Origin of the sequence: Rhodococcus globerulus NBRC 14531 (assembly GCF_001894805.1) — a bacterium.
GTDB lineage: Bacteria > Actinomycetota > Actinomycetes > Mycobacteriales > Mycobacteriaceae > Rhodococcus_F > Rhodococcus_F globerula.
The window spans coordinates 234,561-253,841 of sequence record NZ_BCWX01000002.1 but is presented as its reverse complement, the minus strand read 5'-3'; the positions used below and the strand labels follow the sequence as shown (position 1 = coordinate 253,841).

Annotated in this window: 19 protein-coding genes and 2 tRNA genes; 8 read left to right on the top strand and 13 right to left on the bottom strand. The window is 61.7% G+C overall.

Going from position 1 to position 19,281, the window contains the following annotated elements; translation table 11 throughout:
- Nucleotides 1-4: 4 nt before the first annotated feature.
- From RG2_RS09810 to RG2_RS09790, 5 genes are all read right to left on the bottom strand, one after another.
- Nucleotides 5-1,099, bottom strand: coding sequence for an ABC transporter ATP-binding protein (locus RG2_RS09810; RefSeq protein WP_033233081.1), 1,095 nt, complete (start codon nucleotides 1,097-1,099; stop codon nucleotides 5-7).
- 45 nt (nucleotides 1,100-1,144) lie between these two features.
- On the bottom strand, nucleotides 1,145-2,011 hold the full coding sequence (locus tag RG2_RS09805) for a carbohydrate ABC transporter permease (RefSeq protein WP_033233079.1): 867 nt from the start codon (nucleotides 2,009-2,011) through the stop codon (nucleotides 1,145-1,147).
- Nucleotides 2,011-2,961 carry a carbohydrate ABC transporter permease gene (locus RG2_RS09800; protein WP_033233075.1) on the bottom strand — a complete coding sequence of 317 codons (951 nt, stop codon included), beginning with the start codon at nucleotides 2,959-2,961 and terminating at the stop codon, nucleotides 2,011-2,013. The genes RG2_RS09805 and RG2_RS09800 overlap by 1 nt, the downstream gene beginning before the upstream one ends.
- Complete coding sequence (locus tag RG2_RS09795) at nucleotides 2,958-4,310, bottom strand: ABC transporter substrate-binding protein (protein ID WP_033233073.1); 1,353 nt, start codon at nucleotides 4,308-4,310, stop codon at nucleotides 2,958-2,960. Before RG2_RS09795 ends, RG2_RS09800 begins: the two co-directional genes overlap by 4 nt.
- Before the next feature lie 61 nt (nucleotides 4,311-4,371).
- Nucleotides 4,372-5,370: a sugar-binding transcriptional regulator gene (locus RG2_RS09790; RefSeq protein ID WP_033233071.1), complete on the bottom strand. Its 999-nt coding sequence runs from the start codon at nucleotides 5,368-5,370 to the stop codon at nucleotides 4,372-4,374.
- A gap of 141 nt (nucleotides 5,371-5,511) precedes the next feature.
- On the opposite strand from RG2_RS09790, the gene RG2_RS09785 reads away from it, so the two are divergent.
- Both RG2_RS09785 and RG2_RS09780 read left to right on the top strand, forming a co-directional pair.
- Nucleotides 5,512-6,522, top strand: coding sequence for an NAD(P)-dependent alcohol dehydrogenase (locus RG2_RS09785; RefSeq protein ID WP_033233190.1), 1,011 nt, complete (start codon nucleotides 5,512-5,514; stop codon nucleotides 6,520-6,522).
- Nucleotides 6,523-6,529: 7 nt separating this feature from the next.
- Complete coding sequence (locus RG2_RS09780) at nucleotides 6,530-8,002, top strand: mannitol dehydrogenase family protein (RefSeq protein ID WP_033233069.1); 1,473 nt, start codon at nucleotides 6,530-6,532, stop codon at nucleotides 8,000-8,002.
- Here RG2_RS09780 and RG2_RS09775 read toward each other — a convergent pair whose 3' ends face one another.
- Together RG2_RS09775 and RG2_RS09770 are read right to left on the bottom strand one after the other, a co-directional pair.
- Nucleotides 8,003-8,521: a DinB family protein gene (locus RG2_RS09775; protein WP_033233067.1), complete on the bottom strand. Its 519-nt coding sequence runs from the start codon at nucleotides 8,519-8,521 to the stop codon at nucleotides 8,003-8,005. It abuts the gene before it with no gap.
- 62 nt (nucleotides 8,522-8,583) lie between these two features.
- A tRNA-Ile gene (locus tag RG2_RS09770) sits at nucleotides 8,584-8,657 on the bottom strand.
- Between the two features lie 178 nt (nucleotides 8,658-8,835).
- Between RG2_RS09770 and RG2_RS32255 the strand changes: the two genes are divergently transcribed.
- Nucleotides 8,836-9,033, top strand: a complete 198-nt coding sequence (locus RG2_RS32255) for a hypothetical protein (RefSeq protein WP_230590060.1) — start codon at nucleotides 8,836-8,838, stop codon at nucleotides 9,031-9,033.
- 103 nt (nucleotides 9,034-9,136) lie between these two features.
- Nucleotides 9,137-9,349: a hypothetical protein gene (locus RG2_RS09760; RefSeq protein ID WP_033233066.1), complete on the top strand. Its 213-nt coding sequence runs from the start codon at nucleotides 9,137-9,139 to the stop codon at nucleotides 9,347-9,349.
- A 3-nt stretch (nucleotides 9,350-9,352) separates the two neighbouring features.
- Here the strand turns inward: RG2_RS09760 and RG2_RS31465 are convergent, their stop codons facing one another.
- On the bottom strand, nucleotides 9,353-10,204 hold the full coding sequence (locus RG2_RS31465; protein ID WP_133637966.1) for a hypothetical protein: 852 nt from the start codon (nucleotides 10,202-10,204) through the stop codon (nucleotides 9,353-9,355).
- A 462-nt stretch (nucleotides 10,205-10,666) separates the two neighbouring features.
- On the opposite strand from RG2_RS31465, the gene RG2_RS09745 reads away from it, so the two are divergent.
- Nucleotides 10,667-11,083: a DUF4234 domain-containing protein gene (locus tag RG2_RS09745; protein WP_033233060.1), complete on the top strand. Its 417-nt coding sequence runs from the start codon at nucleotides 10,667-10,669 to the stop codon at nucleotides 11,081-11,083.
- A gap of 170 nt (nucleotides 11,084-11,253) precedes the next feature.
- On the opposite strand, the gene RG2_RS09740 is transcribed toward RG2_RS09745, so the two are convergent.
- Nucleotides 11,254-11,326: transfer RNA gene (locus RG2_RS09740), tRNA-Asn, on the bottom strand.
- A 136-nt stretch (nucleotides 11,327-11,462) separates the two neighbouring features.
- Between RG2_RS09740 and RG2_RS09735 the strand changes: the two genes are divergently transcribed.
- Complete coding sequence (locus RG2_RS09735; protein WP_033233058.1) at nucleotides 11,463-11,714, top strand: hypothetical protein; 252 nt, start codon at nucleotides 11,463-11,465, stop codon at nucleotides 11,712-11,714.
- Here the strand turns inward: RG2_RS09735 and dnaG are convergent, their stop codons facing one another.
- Together dnaG and RG2_RS09725 are read right to left on the bottom strand one after the other, a co-directional pair.
- On the bottom strand, nucleotides 11,715-13,634 hold the full coding sequence (gene dnaG, locus RG2_RS09730; protein WP_033233056.1) for a DNA primase: 1,920 nt from the start codon (nucleotides 13,632-13,634) through the stop codon (nucleotides 11,715-11,717).
- Between the two features lie 49 nt (nucleotides 13,635-13,683).
- Complete coding sequence (locus tag RG2_RS09725) at nucleotides 13,684-14,478, bottom strand: helix-turn-helix domain-containing protein (RefSeq protein ID WP_033233189.1); 795 nt, start codon at nucleotides 14,476-14,478, stop codon at nucleotides 13,684-13,686.
- 67 nt (nucleotides 14,479-14,545) lie between these two features.
- On the opposite strand from RG2_RS09725, the gene RG2_RS09720 reads away from it, so the two are divergent.
- A complete protein-coding gene (locus tag RG2_RS09720) occupies nucleotides 14,546-15,061 on the top strand; it encodes a VOC family protein (protein WP_033233054.1) in 516 nt (171 codons plus the stop codon).
- 4 nt (nucleotides 15,062-15,065) lie between these two features.
- Here RG2_RS09720 and RG2_RS09715 read toward each other — a convergent pair whose 3' ends face one another.
- Both RG2_RS09715 and RG2_RS09710 read right to left on the bottom strand, forming a co-directional pair.
- Nucleotides 15,066-16,364 carry a deoxyguanosinetriphosphate triphosphohydrolase gene (locus tag RG2_RS09715; protein ID WP_033233052.1) on the bottom strand — a complete coding sequence of 433 codons (1,299 nt, stop codon included), beginning with the start codon at nucleotides 16,362-16,364 and terminating at the stop codon, nucleotides 15,066-15,068.
- 11 nt (nucleotides 16,365-16,375) lie between these two features.
- Nucleotides 16,376-17,068 carry a YdcF family protein gene (locus RG2_RS09710; protein WP_033233188.1) on the bottom strand — a complete coding sequence of 231 codons (693 nt, stop codon included), beginning with the start codon at nucleotides 17,066-17,068 and terminating at the stop codon, nucleotides 16,376-16,378.
- Nucleotides 17,069-17,137: 69 nt separating this feature from the next.
- On the opposite strand from RG2_RS09710, the gene RG2_RS09705 reads away from it, so the two are divergent.
- On the top strand, nucleotides 17,138-19,219 hold the full coding sequence (locus tag RG2_RS09705; protein ID WP_033233050.1) for a TPM domain-containing protein: 2,082 nt from the start codon (nucleotides 17,138-17,140) through the stop codon (nucleotides 19,217-19,219).
- The last annotated feature ends 62 nt before the right edge of the window (nucleotides 19,220-19,281 follow it).

The window sequence follows — 19,281 nt, the reverse complement described above, 5'->3', positions numbered from 1 at the left end:
GGACTCAGTTACCCACGCGCTCACCCGTCGTGGGGTCGAAGAGGTGCACCGGTCCGTCTACCCGCTCGAACCCGAGCGTCTGGCCGTACTGCAGTTGAGATCGCCCACCTGTACGTGCGACGAGTGAAATCGGGTCGGCATCCGTTCCCGGCACATGGGCGTAGATGTACGACTCGTTGCCCAGTTCTTCGACCAGATCGATCTGAGCGGCGATGCCGGTTCCCGCGGGAACCACCTGGAATTGTTCCGGCCTGATTCCGACGGTGACTGAATCCAGTCCGGCGACAGCAATTGCCGTCATCTGCTCTCGCTCCAAGGGAACGTCGACGGATCCGAATCGAACGCCGCCGGACGTGACGGGCGCCGTCACCAGGTTCATTCCCGGCGATCCGATGAAACCGGCGACAAACGCGTTTGCGGGACGATCGTAGAGCTCGGTCGGTGACGCAAACTGTTGCAACTTACCACCTTTGAGCACTGCGACGCGATCGCCCATCGTCATCGCTTCCACCTGATCGTGAGTGACGTATACGGTGGTGGTTCCGAGTCGACGCTGCAATGCCGCGATTTGCGTACGCGTCTGGACGCGCAGCTTCGCGTCGAGGTTGGACAGCGGTTCGTCCATGCAGAACACCTGAGGCTCACGAACGATGGCACGTCCCATGGCAACTCGCTGACGCTGACCACCGGACAGCTTGGCGGGCTTGCGGTCCAGGTACTCCGTCAGATCGAGGAGCTTTGCAGCTTCGGCAACCTTCTTCTTTCGTTCCTCCAAAGGAACTCCACGCATCTTCAGCGCGAAACCCATGTTCTCGCCGACGGTCTTGTTGGGATACAGGGCGTAGTTCTGGAAGACCATCGCAATGTCGCGATCCTTCGACGGGACATCGGTCATGTCCTTGCCGTTGATCGTGATTGCACCGGAGTCGATGTCCTCGAGCCCGGCCAACATGCGCAGCGCAGTCGACTTTCCTGATCCTGAAGGTCCGACGAGGACGATGAACTCACCGTCCTTGATATCGAGGTCGAGCGAATCGACAGCGAGGGTTCCGGCACCTTCGTAGATGCAAGACGCTTTCCGGTAAGAGATTTCAGCCATGACGAACTCCTGAAAGTGTGGGGCGAACTAGTGGATTGCGCCGGGTCATTTGATGGCGCCGAAGGACAGGCCGCGCACCAGCTTGTTCTGGGCGAACCAACCGGCCAGGATGACGGGCAACGCCGCCATGGTTGCTGCTGCAGAGAGGCGAGCCCAGTACAGGCCCTCGCCCGTGATGAAGCCGACCAGGAAGACCGGAATCGTCTGAGCTTGAACAGCTGTCAGGTTGACTGCGAAGAAGAACTCGTTCCACGAGAAGATCACGCAGATCAGCGCAGTGGCAGCGATTCCGGGCGAGATCAGGGGCAAGATCACCTCGCGAACCGAGGTCCACAAACTCGCGCCGTCCATGCTGGCTGCTTCGAGGAGCTCGCTGGGTACTTCGAGGAAGAACGAGCGCATCATCCACACAGCGATCGGCAGATTCATCGACGTGTACAGGATGACCAGAGCCCAGATGTTGTCGAGCAATCCGATGTCGTTGACGATCACGTACAGCGGCACGATCGCTGCCACGACGGGAAGCATCTTGGTACTGATGAAGAAGAACAGCACATCTTGCGTCTTCTTCACCGGGCGAAGCGAGAGCGCAAATGCCGCTGGAACACCCAGTAGCAGAACAAGAATGGTGGACATTCCCGTGGCAAATGCCGAGTTCGCCAGCGTCGTACCCAGACCCGAATCGAGAACGGCACGGAACTGCTCGAGTGTCGGGGTGAAGAACAACTTCGGCGGATCCGTGTAGGCATCGGCCTCGGTCTTGAACGCCGTCAGAACCATCCAGAAGACCGGAAAGAAGAAGCCCAGAGCGGCAATCCACGCCACTACCGACCAGGGACTGAACTTGCTGCTTTTCTTTTTCTTCACTACGGGCTTGTCGGTCGTCGCGCTTGTCGTATCTACGGTAGTCATCACGCAGCCTCCTCATTACCGGTGAAGCTCTTGAAGATCAATCGGAGCGCGAGTGTCGACACGATGATGGTCGCGATCACTGTCACGACGCCCATCGCCGCAGCTTGACCGACGTCGAAGCCGAGGAACGCACGCTGGTAGATGTAGAACGGCAGGTTCGAGCTGGCGACTCCTGGCCCTCCCGCCGTCATCATGTACACCGCGTCGAAGGTGTTCACGAGGTAGATCGCACCGAGCACGGCGCCGAGTTCGATGAATCGGCGCAGATGCGGCAACGTCAATTCGCGGAACATCGCAAACGGCTTGGCGCCGTCGACTCGCGCGGCCTCGAGAATGTCGCGGGGCATGGACTGCAGCCCGGCCAGGATCAGCAACATCATGAACGGGGTCCACTGCCAGATCAGATTGATCATGACTGCCGCGAGCGGGAACTTGCTCACCCAGTCGACCTGGCCGACACCGAACGGCTGGAGAACGAAGTTCACGATGCCGAACACCGGGTCGAACATCGTTGTCTTCCACAGCAATGCGCCGGCGACCGGGGTGATGAGGAACGGCGTGATCAGCAGCGTTCGCACAATCCCGCGGCCGAGGAACGCCCGGTCGAGAAGCAGTGCCAGCGCCAGTCCGAGTATCACGGACACGATGACCGTTCCCACGATCATGATGACCGTGTTGACAGCCACCTCACGGAACTGACTGTCCTTGAACACCTCGATGTAGTTGTCCAACCCATTGAAATGCCGTGATCCCGGCCGCACGAGGTTCCACGACTGCGTGGAGTAGTACAGCGTGAACAGGAACGGAATCTGGGTGACGACGATCGCGAAGATCAACGCCGGCAACAACGGACCTCGACGACGCCATCCCTCGGCGCGGGAGATCTTCTTGTCGATTCGGACCGGCGGCGCGTCGTCCACCGCAGTTCTGGGCTCAGCAACCGTAGTCATCGGTTCTCCTGATAGGTCTTGCCGACCACCTCGGCATACTGCTGCGATTGTTCGAGTGCTTCTTTCACACTCTTCTGACCCGCGATGGCAGCGCTGATCTGCTGGCTGACGCGAGTGCCCAGATCCTGGAACTCAGGAATGGTGAGGAACTGGACTCCGGTGTACGGAACCGGTTGCACTGTAGGGTTTTTCGGATCTGCGTTGTTGATCGATTCGAGGGTGATTTCACCGAATGCCTTGGAGGCTTCCTGATACTCCGGAATCTCGTACGTCGAAAGACGACTTCCCGGCGGCACCCTCGACCAGCCGAGCTCCGTGCCGACTCGCTGGATGTAATCCTTGTTTGTCATCCACGAGATGAACTTCCACGCATCGTCCTTGTTCTGGGCCGACTCCGGGATCCCGAGCGCCCACGTGTAGAGCCATCCTGGATCTGATTTCTCGACCTTCGGAGCCTTGGCGTAGCCGATGTTTCCGAACACCTTCGACGACGCGGGATCTTCGAGAACCGACACCGCCGACGTCGCGTCGTACCACATTGCGGTATTGCCCTGCGCGAATTGTGTTGCGCACTCACCGAATCCACTGGTCGCGGGTCCTGGTTGACCATGTTCCGTGACGGTGTCCACGTAGAACTGAACGGCGTCTTCCACCTGCGGACTGGTCAGCTGAGCATTCCAGTCTTCGTCGTACCAGCGACCTCCGAAGGTGTTGATCACGGTGTTCAGTGGTGCGAGGACCTCGCCCCAGCCAGGCTTTCCGCGAAGGCAGATGCCCGACATCTTGGCGTCTGGGTTGTCGAACTGCTCTGCCCAACCGGCAACTTCCTGCCACGTCGGATCTTCGGGAACCGTGATGCCGGCCTGGTCGAACAAGTCTTTGCGATACATCAGGAACGACGACTCACCGTAGAACGGAACGGCGTACATGCTGTCCTCGTAGGACAGGGACGTCTTGATGGACGGAATGAAGTCGTTTTCGTCGTAACCCGGTGTGGCATTGGCATACTCGGACAAATTCACGAGCCAACCATTGGCAGCCCATTGCGGCGTCTCGTAGTTGCTGATCATGACTACATCGAATTCACCGCCGCCCGTAGCCGTCGATGCCGTGATCTTGGCGCGCGCCTGATTCTCGGAGAGGCTGACGAACTTGAGGTCGATCCCCGGGTTCTCGGCTTCGAAAGCGGGTGCCAATTTGATGGCGTCCTGCATCTGTGAGTTCGACACCATCGCAATGGTGACGGTTCGTTCGCCGGAACCACCGAGTGCGCCCGCACCCGCACATCCCGACACCAGGAGGCAGAGAGCCGCAGCAGCAGCGCCCCACACTCGTCTTCCTGTTTTCACGGATTACCTTCCTTCACACTCACGTGTCAGTTGCACGCTCAGCCGGCAGAACTCGTGAGAGCTAGCTTTCGAGCAGCCACTGGGCGCACTCGACATCGGTGACGAGTACGTGTGCCAAACCTCCGCGCAATGCGCCCAGAACGGCCTGGCGTTTGTGTGTTCCCCCCGAAATCAGAATGGTCTGATCACAGGATTTCACTGCGTCGAGCGATACGGATACCGTGCGCTCGGGTAGTGGCCCCTCCACTGGAGTTCCGTCGATCGTGTAGAAACGGCCCCCGATTTCGCCGACCGCGCCGCGACTTTCCAACTCGTCCAGCATGGTCGAGTCGACAAAGCTACCGGCAAACAACGTGGTGGCCGTGGATACGGCGCCAACACCGAAAACCATGATGTCGGAATCGGTTCCAGCTTGCAGCGCCTTTGATATGACCGAATCGTTTTGCATCGACTCCACAGTCGCCGGATCGGCGTACAACGGAGCATTGAGGCGAATCGGATTGGCCTGCAACTGTTGTGCACATCGGCCGATAGTGAAGTCAACGCCGGTTTGATAGTCGGTCACCGTCATGGAGCCGTCAAGTTGTACCACAGCCGAGCACTTTGCCGCCCGGTCCGGCAAAGAACCCGCTACTGCAACGGTTTCCGGCCCCCACGTGAATCCGAGAACGCTCGACGGCTGCAGACGCCGAACCAGCACGTCAGCAGCGCGACGGCCCAACGCATCGTAGTCGGGATCGTCTGAATCCGAATTCGCTTCGGGGACAACCAAAACTTCCGCCAGGCCGAAACGCTTCTCGAGCTCGGACTCCAATTCCGTGTTCACCGAACCTTCCAACTCCGGCGGAACCAAGATCTCGACCCTGACCAAGCCTTGCGACCGCGCCCGAGCTAGCAAGCGGCCCGCAGTCGGCCTCGAGACACCGAGTTTTGCCGCGATCTCCGCCTGAGTAGCACCTTCGAGGTGATACATCGTTGCCGCACGCAGCGCGAGTCGGACATCCTCGGACGCCGGCGTTTTCGACGTCTTGAGTCCCGTTGGCTGAGCCGACTGGTTCACGCGTTCTCCTCGTTGATTCTTTTGGTTGATTCTTTTGGTCGTGAGCAAATGCTCACTAGATGTTCTTATGCTCATTAAGCTAACATCTACGTTGTGACCCACACAACAGTTTCCGGTGAATCCATCGATCTACCTGCGACAATTCGGGCAAATGTCCTTATTTCAGTCGGAAAGATGCAGATGGAGGAAAGACCACGACCGTCGCCCAGGCCTGGCGAAGTGCTCGTCCGCGTCCATGCGGTTGGCGTATGCGGATCGGACGCCCACTATTTTCGCGAAGGCCGCATCGGCCCCTACGTGGTCGACGCTCCCCTCGTTCTCGGGCACGAGGCGTCAGGTCGGATCGCAGCCGTCGGGGACGGCGTTGATCCCCGTCGAATCGGACAACGGGTCTCCATCGAGCCGCAGAAGCCCGATCCGACCAGTTCGGAATCGAAATCCGGCCGATACAACCTCTGCCCTCACATGGAGTTCTTCGCGACGCCTCCCATAGACGGTGCGTTGACGGACTACGTGACCATTGGCGCAGACTTCGCACATCCCATCGCCGATTCCGTGTCCTATGAAGCCGCAGCGCTGTTCGAGCCACTCTCTGTGGGCATCGCTTCCGTCCAGAAGGCGGGTATCACCGGTGGTTCCCGAGTCCTCATCGCGGGCGCCGGACCGGTGGGAATCGTGACGACACAGGTAGCCAAGGCTTTTGGCGCCACCGAGGTCATCGTCTCGGACATCGACGCCGCCCGACGCGAGGTGGCACTGAAATTCGGCGCCACCGCCGTGGTGGATCCCCGCGAGAGCGATGTACGTTCACTCGGCGTCGACGCGTTCATCGACGCCTCAGGAGCCACAGCCGCCGTGATCGACGGCATCCATGCTGTTCGGCCGGCCGGGACAATAGTGTTGGTCGGAATGGGCGCAGACGAAATCCCGCTGCCCGTCCCCATCATTCAGGGTCGCGAGCTCGTCCTCACCGGTGTGTTCCGATACGCCAACACGTGGCCGATCGCCGCGGCACTGGTCGCGTCCGGTCGCGTCGACCTGGATTCGATGGTCACAGCCCGCTTTTCACTCGAACGATCGCGCGAGGCACTGGAAGCCGATCGCGTCCCCGGCAGCATCAAGGCCGTTGTCATCGTCGCCGAAGGAGACTAGAACTTTCATGGAACTCAACACGAAGACCTTGCGCGACTTCGATGCTTCACTCGAAGTGCCGAACTACGACCGGAGCAAAGTCACCACCGGCATAGTGCATTTTGGTGTCGGCGGCTTTCACCGCGCGCATCAGGCCATGTACATCGATACCCTCCTACGCCAAGGAGAAGGTTTCGACTGGGGCATCTGCGGTGTCGGAGTGATGCCGTCGGACAAGCGGATGAAGGATGCACTCGGAGCCCAGGACGGTTTGTACACGCTGGCGCTCAAGCATGCTGACGGAACGCTCGAAGGCCGTGTCATCGGGTCAATTGTCGAGTACCTGTTTGCTCCGGACGATCCACGTGCTGTCATCGAGAAGATGGCGTCGGAGTCGACAAAGATCGTGTCCCTCACCATCACCGAGGGCGGTTACAACATCTCGCACACCACCGGTGAGTTCGAGGCATCCAATCCCGATGTCGTACATGATCTTCGGCCAGGAGCTGTCCCCCGCACGACGTTCGGACTGGTCTGCGATGCTCTCGCCCTTCGCCGAGAACGCGGCCTCGCGCCCTTCACGATCATGAGTTGCGACAACATCGAAGGGAACGGCGCCGTCGCACGAACAGCTTTCGGAGCCTTTGCCGCCCTGAAAGATCCGGAACTTGCAGAGTGGATCGAGCAGAACGGTGCGTTCCCCAACTCCATGGTCGACCGGATCACGCCCGTCACGACAGCCGAGGTGACCGCCGAGATTGCCCAGGCATTCGGCGTCGACGATCAATGGCCTGTCGCGGCGGAACCCTTTACCGCATGGTTCCTCGAGGACGAGTTCACGGTGGGCCGGCCACCTTTGGAAAATGCCGGCGTGAATGTGGTGCCGGATGTTCGCCCGTACGAACTCATGAAGCTGCGCCTCCTCAATGCCAGCCATCAGGGCATCGCTTACTTCGGCTATCTCGCCGGATACCGACTCGTTCACGAGGCATGCCAGGACGAACTCCTGTCCGGGTTCCTGCTCGATTACATGAACCTCGAAGCGACCCCCACCCTCGACCCGGTCCCCGGCGTCGACCTCGATCAGTACAAGAAGACGCTCATCGAGCGCTTCTCGAACCCACAGGTTCGTGACACGATTGCGCGTCTGTGTGCCGAATCGTCCGATCGAATTCCCAAGTGGCTCTTGCCGGTCATCCGCAAGCAACTCGACACCGGAGGGCCCATCAATCTGTCCACCGCCATCGTGGCCAGTTGGGCGCGCTACGCCGAGGGCGTCGACGAGAACGGCGACCCGATCACCGTGGTCGATCAATTGGCCGACACGTTGGTGCCCCTTGCCCAGAAGCAGGCGGTCGACCCACTCGCCTTCATCGGCAACCGGGCCGTTTTCGGAGATCTGGTCGACAACCGGCGATTTGTCGCGAGCTTCCGAACAACACTCGACTCGTTGCACTCCGTCGGTGCCCGAAAAACTCTCGAGGAGGTGCGTGGGCTCTGACTACCCCGACACGTCGTGCAAGTGATGGATCGGATCATGAATGAAGTACATGGCCAATGATTCGACGGTGAACGCCGATCCGTCACTGCGGAGTCCACGCCTCCCCAGCTGACCCTCCGCGACTGATTCGAATGCGCTCGCGACGGCTGCAGCAGCGTCGGCCAATTCCGAAGCAACTGTCGCCGAATCCTGCTCGTTGTAGCGATCGGCAATTGCTGTTGCGTCTTGGTCCCAGTTCTCGAAGTGCGGATCGTCGAATTGAAGCATCTGCTCCAACCGGGCTCTGAAAATCCTGAACACGTCACGCACATGGGCGGAATACTCCAACGCGGACCAGGTTTCGCTGTTCGGCCGTACCGTCACGTCCTCGCGCTGCAGCACCTCACCCCAGCCTGCAGCATTCCTGCGAACCAGATCGGGAACATCAGCGAAGGTGATGGTGGTCGAGTCGAACCTGCACTCTGTGCACGGGCGTTCGAGCACCCAGGTCCAGTTCTTTGTGTCCGGCGTGATCGGCATGGATCGAGAATAGTCCGCTCACGGCGGGTATTGATTCCATCGCCGATCGTGGAAGAGAGTTGTGGGGCGGGCGGGGCTCGAACCCGCGACCAATGGATTATGAGTCCACGGCTCTAACCGACTGAGCTACCGCCCCATCCGAGTTGCCTGACATCTCGGCGCGTCCGAATGTTACCGGCACCGCTGACGCGAATCACAACCGGGCAGGGTGTGACTGGTGTAACTCATATCGAAGCGGGTACCTCGACTTGGTTCGCACGGGTGCCGGAACCCGATAACGTTGGAGAGCACACCCCACTGAACAGGATCATCACATGAAGCTTGCACTCTCTGAATTCAAGAACTCCAAGGCCACGATCCGGATCATCATGTCCGACGGCGCAAAGCTCAACGGCACCGTCAAGGACTTCTCCGAGGACACGTTGGTGCTCAACTCCCCCAACGGGGTCTACTACATCAACCCGGCCCACATCGTTCGCTTGTTCGAGCCTTCGGACCGCGCAGCGAAGTAGCTGCTCGCACCATGAACACCGAAGCCCGGCGCAGAATCCTGCGCCGGGCTTTCGCTTCGAACAACCACCGACTTCGAACGACCACCGACAAGAAAGGCATCAGATGAAGGTCACCGCCAAAGTCTCGAAATCCGGCGATTGGTGGGCCGTCGAGGTGCCCGAGGTCGACGGCGCATTCACCCAGGCACGCCAACTCGATCAGATTCCCGACATGGTCGCTGACGCGGTGCACCTTCTCACGGATGTTCCTGCCGGGGATGTCGAGGTCACGCTCGATGTCAACCAAACCCACAGCCCCAGCGGGCAATTCGAATAGATCTCAGTCGGCCGACTCGCCCTGCAGCCGCGCTAGTTCGGCCCGGAGTTGCCTTGCCACATCAGACCGGAATCCCATAAGTTGCATCGTTGTCACTGCTTCGGCTCCGATGGGCGACACGCCTAGAAGCTGGATGACAGAGTCACGTGCCGCCTGTCCACTGTCCGCAGCTGCGATCGCTCGGAGAACGTCATGCGGCCTCTCGAGAGCCGCTATCTGGGCAGCGAGCACTTCCAGAAGTTGTTCGCGTTGCTTCCGTGGGTCCCCGGAGGGTCGTCGTCGACCTGCCATCGGCACATCCACGACAGGTCCATTCCAGCTGAACAGCTCTGCGCCTAGTTGAGCGTGGTCAGTAAAATCGAAGACCTCCAGCAGGCTGCTCTCTCTCGGCCCCGCAAACTGCACCAGGACGCCGGTAACGCTGTCGAAAGTCAGCAGAGCTCTGTCGTCAGACGGTGAGGTCAATGTGATCGACCACGCCGCCCTTCCGCCAATCGTGGCCGGCTGCGCAACAGATGCTTCCATTCGCGCACTCAGCCGCCGCAGCATGGAGTCCGGCCCCAGCAGGTCCAATGGACTGAATGCATGCCCAAGGTGGACGGTTCCGAAATCGCCTCTCTGACGCTGCATCTGACCCTCGACGCGCACGATCGCGTCACCACCCGCGCTGGAAATATAGACAACCTCGTCACCACTCTCGATACGCCAGCGTCCATTGGGCCCATGCCAGAATCGAAATCGCTCGTCGAGGTCGTGGTCACCGGTGTTGCCGGTCATTCGCATTTCCCCGGAAACGTAGATCGCCTCCGCGGCTATGTTTCGTCCGACCAGCTCGGCCCATGAAGGTGCTGTCATGACGCAACGATAAGCACGGCACGACCGTTCACAGACGGCACGACCGGACGGACTCAGGAATACGGGGCGTCATGCCCGGTTCGTCCACCGATTCGATTGCGGCATTGCGCCGGCGCACGGCGGGGTCCGCACCGTCTCGCCACAAATTCGGCAGTAGTGCGTCCGATGCCCACCGTTCTCGGCTTCTGCACATCCACAGACCTCCCACCCGACGAGGCAAGTGCCCCCGGTGAGCGCGTGCCCACTGGGGCAACTCGTCGGTGCAGACTCGACAGACATGCTCAAAGTTTCGCACATATATTCGAATTCATCGTTGGTCGCACAGAACTTCCCCGGCATCGACCGTCGCAGTGAATACCGGCCCAACTCCAATGTTTCTCACCCCCTGACATCGGGCTAGGCATTCGATCACCTTACGACCGGCCTGTCTGGTATGACCATCTAGCACCCACCGAGCAACGCGTGGGCAAATATTCGAAGGGCAGCGTAGTGACGCAGCAGGGGATTCAAGCGACGACTCAGCAAGCGACAATCAGGAAACAGGGCGCATGGGGGCTGTGGTGGCTGACCGGCATCACGCTAGGGATCTACTATCTCGTCTGGTACGACCGCATCAACGGCGAACTCGCAGCCTTCACCGGCAGTGAGCGCGAGGGCTGGACTCGATGGTGGTCACAAATAATTCCGTTCTACGGACTGCTGGGCCTATCTCGCACTGCGAAGCGACTGAATCAGGCGCACGGGATGATGAACTCGCCGGTGCAAGTATCGCCAGTGATGACCTGGTTGTGGGCACCCGTCTGGTTCGGGTCTCACACCCGGTATCTGCAGCGTCGCATCAACGCGCTCGCCGATATCCAGGCAAGTCACAGGATTTAACTTCGAAGCGAGGACTCCCCCACTCTCGTTGCGAGGGTGGGGGCGTTTTGGGCTGAGACGCCGCCGCCGCGAGAAATCACTTGTGACAATCCGTGACAGGCCGTCGACATAACCGTGCAACAAAAAAATCCCTGATCCGCATTGCTGCGGATCAGGGATTCTTCTGAACGCTCCCCCGGCTGGACTCGAACCAGCAACCGTCCGATTAACAGTCGGAAGCTCTGCCAATTGAGCTACAGGGGATTGTCTTGCTCGCTTCGCCCGTTCCGGCGTTGCCTGAGAAACTGTAGCGAATCCACCGCCGAAGTACCAAATCGCCTGCCCAGCGAGTCATCAGGCAGGATGGAGTCAGGACGATCGGTGCTGGAGGGAAGCAGGAATGATGCGTTTGTTAATCGGTGTTGCCGCTGGGTACGTCCTGGGGACGAAAGCAGGGCGGGCCCGGTACGAACAGATCAGTCGGGCCGCGAAGGCGGTGGCGACCAGTCCTGCCACGAAGAAGGTGCTCGACGCGTCGCGTCAGAAGCTGGCTGATTCGCTCAGCACGCAGCCGAAATTGGAGCCCATGAAGCCGATCAACGAGGAAACCACGATCCTGATCCCTCATGACCAGTTGAAGAAGAACCGCTAGTCAGACGCTGTTGTCGCCGACGGCTTGCTCACGCAGCTGTCGGCGGTACTGCTCGAGGGCGACGAGGTCGCCGAACAGCGAGTTGTACTCGTCCGGTGCTGCGGCGGGTGAGATGCGCTGCAGTTTCGATTTGAGGTCTGCGACCTGTTCGCCGACCCAAGCCTCCTGCAGTCGCGCGAGCACGCCGCTGATGTAGCGGGGAACTGTGTCCTCGTCACATGGCATCGGTTCGACGGCAAGTTCGGAGATCACTGAGGCAACTGTCACATCTTCGACTCCCTTGGTGACAACCTCGATCCATTCGGCGCCGCCGAAGCCCTTGCTGGTGCCGCCGGCGTCGGACATCGACTGCCTGATTGCCACGTAGGCGGGATGAGTGAACGTCTCGACGGGCAGTGAGTCGAACACCGTTCCGGCGATCCCTGGGTACTGTAGGGCCGCTTTGAGCACCGCTCGCTGCGTGGACAGCCCCGGGTCGTTGGGCCGGGGCCGTGAGATGCCGATCGGGAGGGCAAGGGCGTCGTCGCTCGGCTCCGGAATGACCTGACGACGCTTCGGGGCGGGTGAAGAACCACGGGTGGACGCGCGTTTGCGAGCTTCGTCACGGACACGTCGACGCACGGACGGCAGGTCGTCCCACCCGACCCATCCGCACAGCAGGTTGGCGTAACTGTCACGCAGAGTCGATTCCTTGATCTGCGCGACGACGGGAACGGTACGACGCAAAGCCTCGACGCGACCTTCCGCTGTGTCGAGATCATGCTCGGTGAGTATCGACTTGACCACGAACTCGAACATCGGGGTTCGCCTCGCCACGAGGTCGCGGACTGCGGCGTCGCCCGACGCCAGCCGAAGATCGCACGGGTCCATTCCGTCGGGTGCGACGGCAACAAACGTCTGCCCGGCCATCTTCTGATCACCTTCGAAAGCCTTCATCGCGGCAGCTTGCCCCGCGGCATCGCCGTCGAAGGTGTAGATGATTTCGCCGCGAAAGTAGCTGTCGTCCATCAGGAGTCGGCGCAGCATCGCGAGGTGTTCCTCGCCGAATGCGGTGCCACACGACGCGACAGCGGTCTTGACGCCGGCCAGATGCATCGCCATGACGTCGGTGTACCCCTCGACCACCACAGCCTGATGCCCCTTGGCGATGTCGCGTTTCGCGAGATCGAGGCCGAACAAGACCTGAGACTTCTTGTACAGGATGGTTTCCGGGGTGTTGACGTACTTGCCTGGCATGGTGTCGTCGTCGAAAAGTTTGCGGGCACCGAAGCCGATTACGTCGCCGGCAACGCTCCGGATGGGCCACAGGAGTCGACGATGGAAACGGTCGATCGGGCCGCGTCGCCCCTCCTTGGCCAGGCCGGCGGCTTCGAGCTCCTTGAACTCGAATCCCTTGGCCATCAAGTGCTTTGTGAGTGTGTCCCAGCCTTCGGGGGCGTAGCCGCAGCCGAACTGCAAGGCCGCAGCGCCGTCGAAATTCCGCTCGGTGAGGTAGTCGCGCGCAGCTTGGGCGTCTGGCTCCCGCAGGCGCGCCGCATAGAACTCCTGCGCTGCCGCGTTGGCCGCGATCAAGCGCGCACGGGTGCCGCGATCGCGCTGAACCGAGGGACCGCCGCCCTCGTAGGAAATCGAGTAGTTCAGCCGGTCGGCCAACTGCTCGACAGCCTCGACAAAACTGATGTGATCCATCTTCTGCAAGAAGGAGTAGACGTCGCCGCCCTCACCGCAGCCGAAGCAGTGATAAAGCCCGTGGTTGGGGCGAACGTGGAACGACGGCGACTTCTCGTCGTGGAACGGGCACAGCCCCTTGATGGAGTCGCCACCCGCACGCTTGAGCGAGACGTATTCACCGACGATGTCTTCGATGCGTGTGCGTTCGCGAATGGCCGCGATGTCTCTGTCAGAAATTCGGCCCGCCACGTATGTCAGTCTAGGCGGTCCACGAACTGCGCTTGACACGGCAAGTTCGTCACGGGTGGTCTGGAGCCTGGCGGTAGGAGTTCGGTGTGAAACCGAGGACGTTGCGGAAGTCGGCGGACAGGTGGGCGTGGTCTGCGTAACCGAGATCGGCCGCCACTTGCGCGATCTTCACCGACGGATCTTCGCGTAGCCGTTGTGCGGCTTCCTGAAGTCGGTAGCGTCGAATGATTGCCAAGGGCGGCAACCCGACGTATCGCTGGGCAAGGCGTTGAACACCACGGACAGAGGTGCCGAGAAGTTCGGCGATATCACCGACACGGATCACTGTCCGATCCGAAGCGATCAGGTCTTCCATGGCATTTGCCTGTCGACCACTCTCGTCGTCCGGCGCAATGTGATCGGCCGCCCACTCGGAGAAAGCCGCAATCGCACGCTGCCTACCCACCTCGTGGTCAGCCTCACCCATCGCCGACATCACTGCCTCATGCAAGTCCGGCGCGGCGATCTGCACTTCGGTGTTCTGGATGGTCTGCGGATCAGCGCGCAACGACGCGAGACCCGCCGGCCGCAACAGCGCACCCACCGCCCAGCCACTGCCGGACAGGTCACGGTGCGACGCCCCTGTCGACGGGCCGACCAGGGACACCCCGCCGGGTTCGACCACGAGATTGGAAGCGGGGAACGGCAGCACTTCCTGTCGGACAGTTCGGCCGGGCGCCAGCTGCCATCGCGGAATCCAGAACCAGCGGATACGCCCTTCCAACGAGGCGTCGGCCGGCTCGCGGTGGAACGTCGGGAGTTTGGTCGGGTACAGAATCCCGCGACTGTCATTGGGCGTGACCAACTGCCGTCCTCCTCGTTCGTCGCAAATCTTCAAGCCACAGCCCATCTGACGGCGCTACCTTCGTTTCATGAACGCAGACAGCATTTCCCAGCAGGGCGTGACCGGCGAGCACACAACAGACGGCATCCCGCACGGCTCGACGAGCTTGACCCCGTTTCTGGCGATCAAGGGAGCCGCCGACGCGATTGAATTTTACCGGTCGGTGTACGGCGCACGCGTCGTCGACATCACCGAGTTCAGCGGCGTCGTCGTCCACGCCGACCTCGATTTCGGAAACGGTCGGCTCCAACTCGGCGAACCCAACCCCGATTACGGCCTCGTCGAGGCACCTTCCGGCGACGCCGACTCCTACTCGATGGGCCTGTACTGCTCAGATGTCGACGCCGTCGTCGAGCGCGCAGTACAAGCCGGCGCGACCGTTCGTGAATCGGTAAGCACGTTCGTCTCGGGCGACCGGTTTGCCTCGATCCGCGACCCCTTCGGCGTGCGTTGGTCCATCATGACGCGCGTCGAGGACCTCAGCGAAGCCGAGAGTGCGCGCAGGGTCGCAGAATGGGCGCTGACGCAAACGCCGTCGAGTTGAGCAGTCAGCCCCAACTGGCCTGCGCGCCGAGGCTGGCTTTGTCGACCCGCTCTAGGCGACTCTCCGTGTACGACGCGATCTGATCCACGACAACTCGGGTGCGCGCCGCATCGTTTTCCGCTCGCTCCCAGGCAGGCAGCAAGATGGGGTCCAATCCGGCGGGCGCGGTTGCCAGCAGCCATTCCGCGACGCGATGAACTCGGTCACGTTGACGGTCTTGGCGGGCCTTGTGCCCGTTGTCGGACATCACGTAGTACAGCGCAACGGTTTTGAGCAGCGCTACTTCGGATGCCACCGCTTCGGGGATGTCGAGGTCTGCTTGGTACCGCGACAGCGGCCGGTCTCCGTTGGTCAGCCGGGTGCGGGCGATGGCTGCCGTCGCAAAGCGTCCGACCAATTCGCTGGTCAGGTTTTTCAATGCCACGGAACTGTTCAGGGTCCCGTCGTAGCTGCCGACGCTCTGCACGACGGGCAGTTCCGACAACCGCTGCGCAGCGTCGATCAGATCGTCGATCACCAGGCCGCGAAACTCCGAGGCACCCAACTCGGCGAGTGCCCGTTGCTCGCTCGGATCGGCCAGTGACCGAAGGTCGATACGGCCGGCGATCACGCCGTCCTCGACGTCGTGCACCGAATAGGCGACGTCGTCGGCCCAGTCCATGACCTGAGCTTCCAATGCTTGCCGACGCCCGGGCGCTCCGTCGCGGACCCAGGCCAACACATCGGCGTCATCGTCGTAGGCGCCGAACTTGGCTCCGGGTTCCGGCCTGGTCCACGGATATTTGATCGCGGCGTCGAGGGAAGCCCGGGTGAGGTTGAGTCCGGCACTGCGTCCGCCTGGCCCCAAGATCTTGGGTTCGAGGCTCGTGAGGATGCGCAGGTTCTGGGCGTTGCCTTCGAACCCGCCGCAGTCTTTCGCGACCTCGTCGAGTGCCTTCTCACCGTTGTGCCCGTACGGAGGGTGCCCGATGTCGTGGGCCAAACCGGCGAGGTCTACGAGATCGGGATCACAGCCGAGGCCGTCGGCGATACCGCGACCGATCTGCGCAACTTCCATCGAGTGCGTGAGCCGGGTACGCGGGGTGTCACCATCGCGAGGACCGACTACCTGGGTTTTGTCGGCCAGGCGTCGTAGCGCCGCGGAGTGCTGCACGCGAGCGCGATCCCGCGAGAAGTCGGATCGATGTTGGGCGGCGGCAATCTGAGTTCCGGGCAATCCCGCTCGCTTCGGCGCCTCGACAATGCGGCGCTCCAGATCGTGCTCGGAATAGGTTCCGCCGCCGTACGTGGTGTGTGCCGTCATGTCGGTTGTTCCTATTGCCCTGCCGTGTAGGGAAAATCAGCGGAGAAGTGCGTCAGTTGGTACCAGAGCAGAGCGCCGGTTTCGCGCGCGATGCCATGCAGTTGGGATTCGCGGGTGAACACGGCCGGCCCTTGTCTGGTGGGCGCGGTCCAGGCTTCGAGGCCGGTGTCGCGGGCCATGGTTCGAGTGCGCAGGGAATGCCACGGGTCACTGACCAGAACTGCGGAATTGATTCCCTGCGAAGCCATTTCGTCACTGACGGCATCAATGCTCAGCAGGGTGTCCGAGCCGGTTTCGACGGCGGTAATCGCACTCGACGGAATCCCGCGGTCGGTGAGATACATCTTTCCGGACGCGGCTTCGGTGTACTCGTCACCCTCCTGCTTACCGCCGACGGTGATGATCTGCGGTGCTACCCCACGCTTGTACAGCTTGTACGCCTGCTCGAGCCTGGCTTCGAACACCGACGACGGAGTTCCCGAATACTGAGCGGCTCCGAGAACAACAATCGCGTCGGCTGGTGTCGTGTCGTCGATCCGCGCAACCTGCCAGACCCGGACGGCGGTTCCGCCGATCAAGACGAAGGTCATCAGTAGAGCCCCGGCGATGAGGCGTCGGGTCCATCGAGCCAGACCTTCGCCGAAGCCGCCGCCAGCCCCGGAGGGCGCAGAGTTGCGGGAGCGGTTGCCGAAAGCTGGTTTCACTCCCGCAATTGTGCCAGCCCTGATCGCTCCCCCGCGCTGCCGACGCGCCATAACGGTTAGATTTGCGTCATGGCCTTCGCAGCACACATCGAGCAGTCGTCTCCAGCAGACCACGACCGGGCATTCGTCCGGCCGATCCGGCGTTGGGGAAGCGCGAGCGCCGTTGCGGCGATCTTCGCGATCCTGGCATTGATCTTCAGTCCTGCCACTGCGTCGGCTGATCCGCCGTTGGTCCTTCCCAACCAGATCACCGATACCTCTGGCGTACTCAACGACGGCCAGAAGGAGGACATCCAAGCTGCGCTCGACCAACTCAGCGAAGACCATCAGATCGATCTGTGGGTTGCGTTTGTCCCCGACTTCAACGAGATGGGTGGCCAGGCGTGGGCCGATCAGACAGCAACGAAATCCACTCTCAGCGGCACCGACGTCCTGCTTGCCGTCGCGACCACGGAAGGCGCCTACTACCTCGACGTGCCGCCCGGACTGACAAACATCACACAATCCGACATCGACTCCATCAAGTCCGACGCGACGGAACCTGCTCTCGCCGACGGCGATTGGGCAGGAGCCGCCATTGCCACCGCCGGCGCGCTCGGTGACGCAAACGCCAAGAGCGGCGGCATGTCCGTAAGCACACTCCTCATCGGCGGCGGCGCGGTCATCGTCGGAACCGGTGGAGTGGTTCTGTACTCACGCAAGCGGAAGAGCGATCGAGACAAGGCCAGCCTCGAGGCCGCGAAGAACATCGCACCCGACGACATCGCCGCCTTGAACGCACTTCCCTTGCCGACGCTGGACGAGCGAGCTCAGGCCATTCTCGTCGAGACCGACAACGCCATCGCGTCGAGTCAGGAAGAACTCGAACTGGCGCGGAGCGAATTCGGTGATGCGGCCGTCGCGCCGTTTGCCCAGGCTTTCGACAAGGCCAAGGCGACACTCGCCGGAGCCTTCGGCATCAGGCAGAAACTCGACGACGCTATCCCGGAGTCACCCGAGCAGCGGCGCCAGATGCTCATCGACATCATTTCCTCGTGTGGCCGTGCCGATCAGGAACTCGATGCGCGGGTCGACGAGTTCGACACGATGCGTGATCTTCTCATCAACGCGCCCGCTCGCCTCGATGCCCTGACTCAGACTGTTGTCGCCGTCAGCGTGCGTCTGCCGGAGTCCGAGAAGATCCTGAACGAGCTGAAGAACCAGTTCCCCGCTCCGACCCTGGCGCCGGTCGCCGGCAACGTCACCATGGCCGGAGAACGCTTGACTCTGGCCGAGCAATCCATCGAGCAGGGCCGCGACGCCGTTGCCTTGCCCGCCGGTAAGCAGGGCGCCGCCGTCACAGCGATTCGGACCGCGGAGGCGGCACTGGACCAGGCTCGCAAACTTCTCGACGCCGTGGATCACGCGGCAGACGACATCCGCAACGCTATCGCTACCCTCCCCGCCGCGATGGACGACGTTCAGCAGGGCATCACCGCTGCCGACGCCTACCTGGCCCAGGGCGGCGATCGATTGGCCGCCGCCAAGGCTGGTGCACAAGCCGCGTTGGCTCACGCACAGACATCGAAGGACAGTGATCCACTCGGCGCCTTCAACCAGATTGTGGCCGCCGACGCACAGCTCGACGCATTGCTCGCGGAGGCTCAGGAGCAGAAGCAACAGCTCGAACGGGCGCAGCAGCGCCTCGCGCAGGACATCCTGGCGGCCCAGGCACAGGTCACTGCTGCCGGCGATTTCCTCAATACGCGACGCGGCGTCATCGGCGCCGATGCCCGCACCCGCTACGCCGAGGCGCAGCGCCATCTGCAGGCAGCTCAGCAGTTGCAGGGCACCGATCCGTCGACGGCTCTGCAGCACGCGCAGGCTGCAACGACGCTGGCCACTCATGCTCTGCGGGCGGCCCAGAGCGACGTCAGCACATGGGAGGCAAACCAGCGTCCCCGCGGCGGCAGCGGCGGCGGCGGCAACGCGGCAGGCGCCATTCTCGGCGGCATCCTGATCAACAGCGTTCTCCGTGGCGGCGGCGGTGGACCGCGTTCGTACGGCGGTCCGAGCAGCAGCGGCCGGGGCGGCGGATTCGGCGGCGGCGGGTTCGGCGGCGGCGGTGGAGGACGCGGCAGTCGCGGCGGTGGCGGCGGCGGCCGGTTCTGAGTCAACTACCCGAGGTAGTAAAATTCTGACTTTGTTCGCGACCGACCTCGTCGTACGCTTCA

Bases quoted from the DNA above. Each gene is read 5' to 3' on its own strand.
- RG2_RS09810 (WP_033233081.1), bottom strand. From the start codon at position 1,099: ATGGCTGAAATCTCTTACCGGAAAGCGTCTTGCATCTACGAAGGTGCC.
- RG2_RS09805 (WP_033233079.1), bottom strand. From the start codon at position 2,011: ATGACTACCGTAGATACGACAAGCGCGACGACCGACAAGCCCGTAGTG.
- RG2_RS09800 (WP_033233075.1), bottom strand. From the start codon at position 2,961: ATGACTACGGTTGCTGAGCCCAGAACTGCGGTGGACGACGCGCCGCCG.
- RG2_RS09780 (WP_033233069.1), top strand. From the start codon at position 6,530: ATGGAACTCAACACGAAGACCTTGCGCGACTTCGATGCTTCACTCGAA.
- RG2_RS09775 (WP_033233067.1), bottom strand. From the start codon at position 8,521: ATGCCGATCACGCCGGACACAAAGAACTGGACCTGGGTGCTCGAACGC.
- RG2_RS32255 (WP_230590060.1), top strand. From the start codon at position 8,836: ATGAAGCTTGCACTCTCTGAATTCAAGAACTCCAAGGCCACGATCCGG.
- RG2_RS09760 (WP_033233066.1), top strand. From the start codon at position 9,137: ATGAAGGTCACCGCCAAAGTCTCGAAATCCGGCGATTGGTGGGCCGTC.
- RG2_RS31465 (WP_133637966.1), bottom strand. From the start codon at position 10,204: ATGACAGCACCTTCATGGGCCGAGCTGGTCGGACGAAACATAGCCGCG.
- RG2_RS09735 (WP_033233058.1), top strand. From the start codon at position 11,463: ATGATGCGTTTGTTAATCGGTGTTGCCGCTGGGTACGTCCTGGGGACG.
- RG2_RS09720 (WP_033233054.1), top strand. From the start codon at position 14,546: ATGAACGCAGACAGCATTTCCCAGCAGGGCGTGACCGGCGAGCACACA.
- RG2_RS09715 (WP_033233052.1), bottom strand. From the start codon at position 16,364: ATGACGGCACACACCACGTACGGCGGCGGAACCTATTCCGAGCACGAT.
- RG2_RS09705 (WP_033233050.1), top strand. From the start codon at position 17,138: ATGGCCTTCGCAGCACACATCGAGCAGTCGTCTCCAGCAGACCACGAC.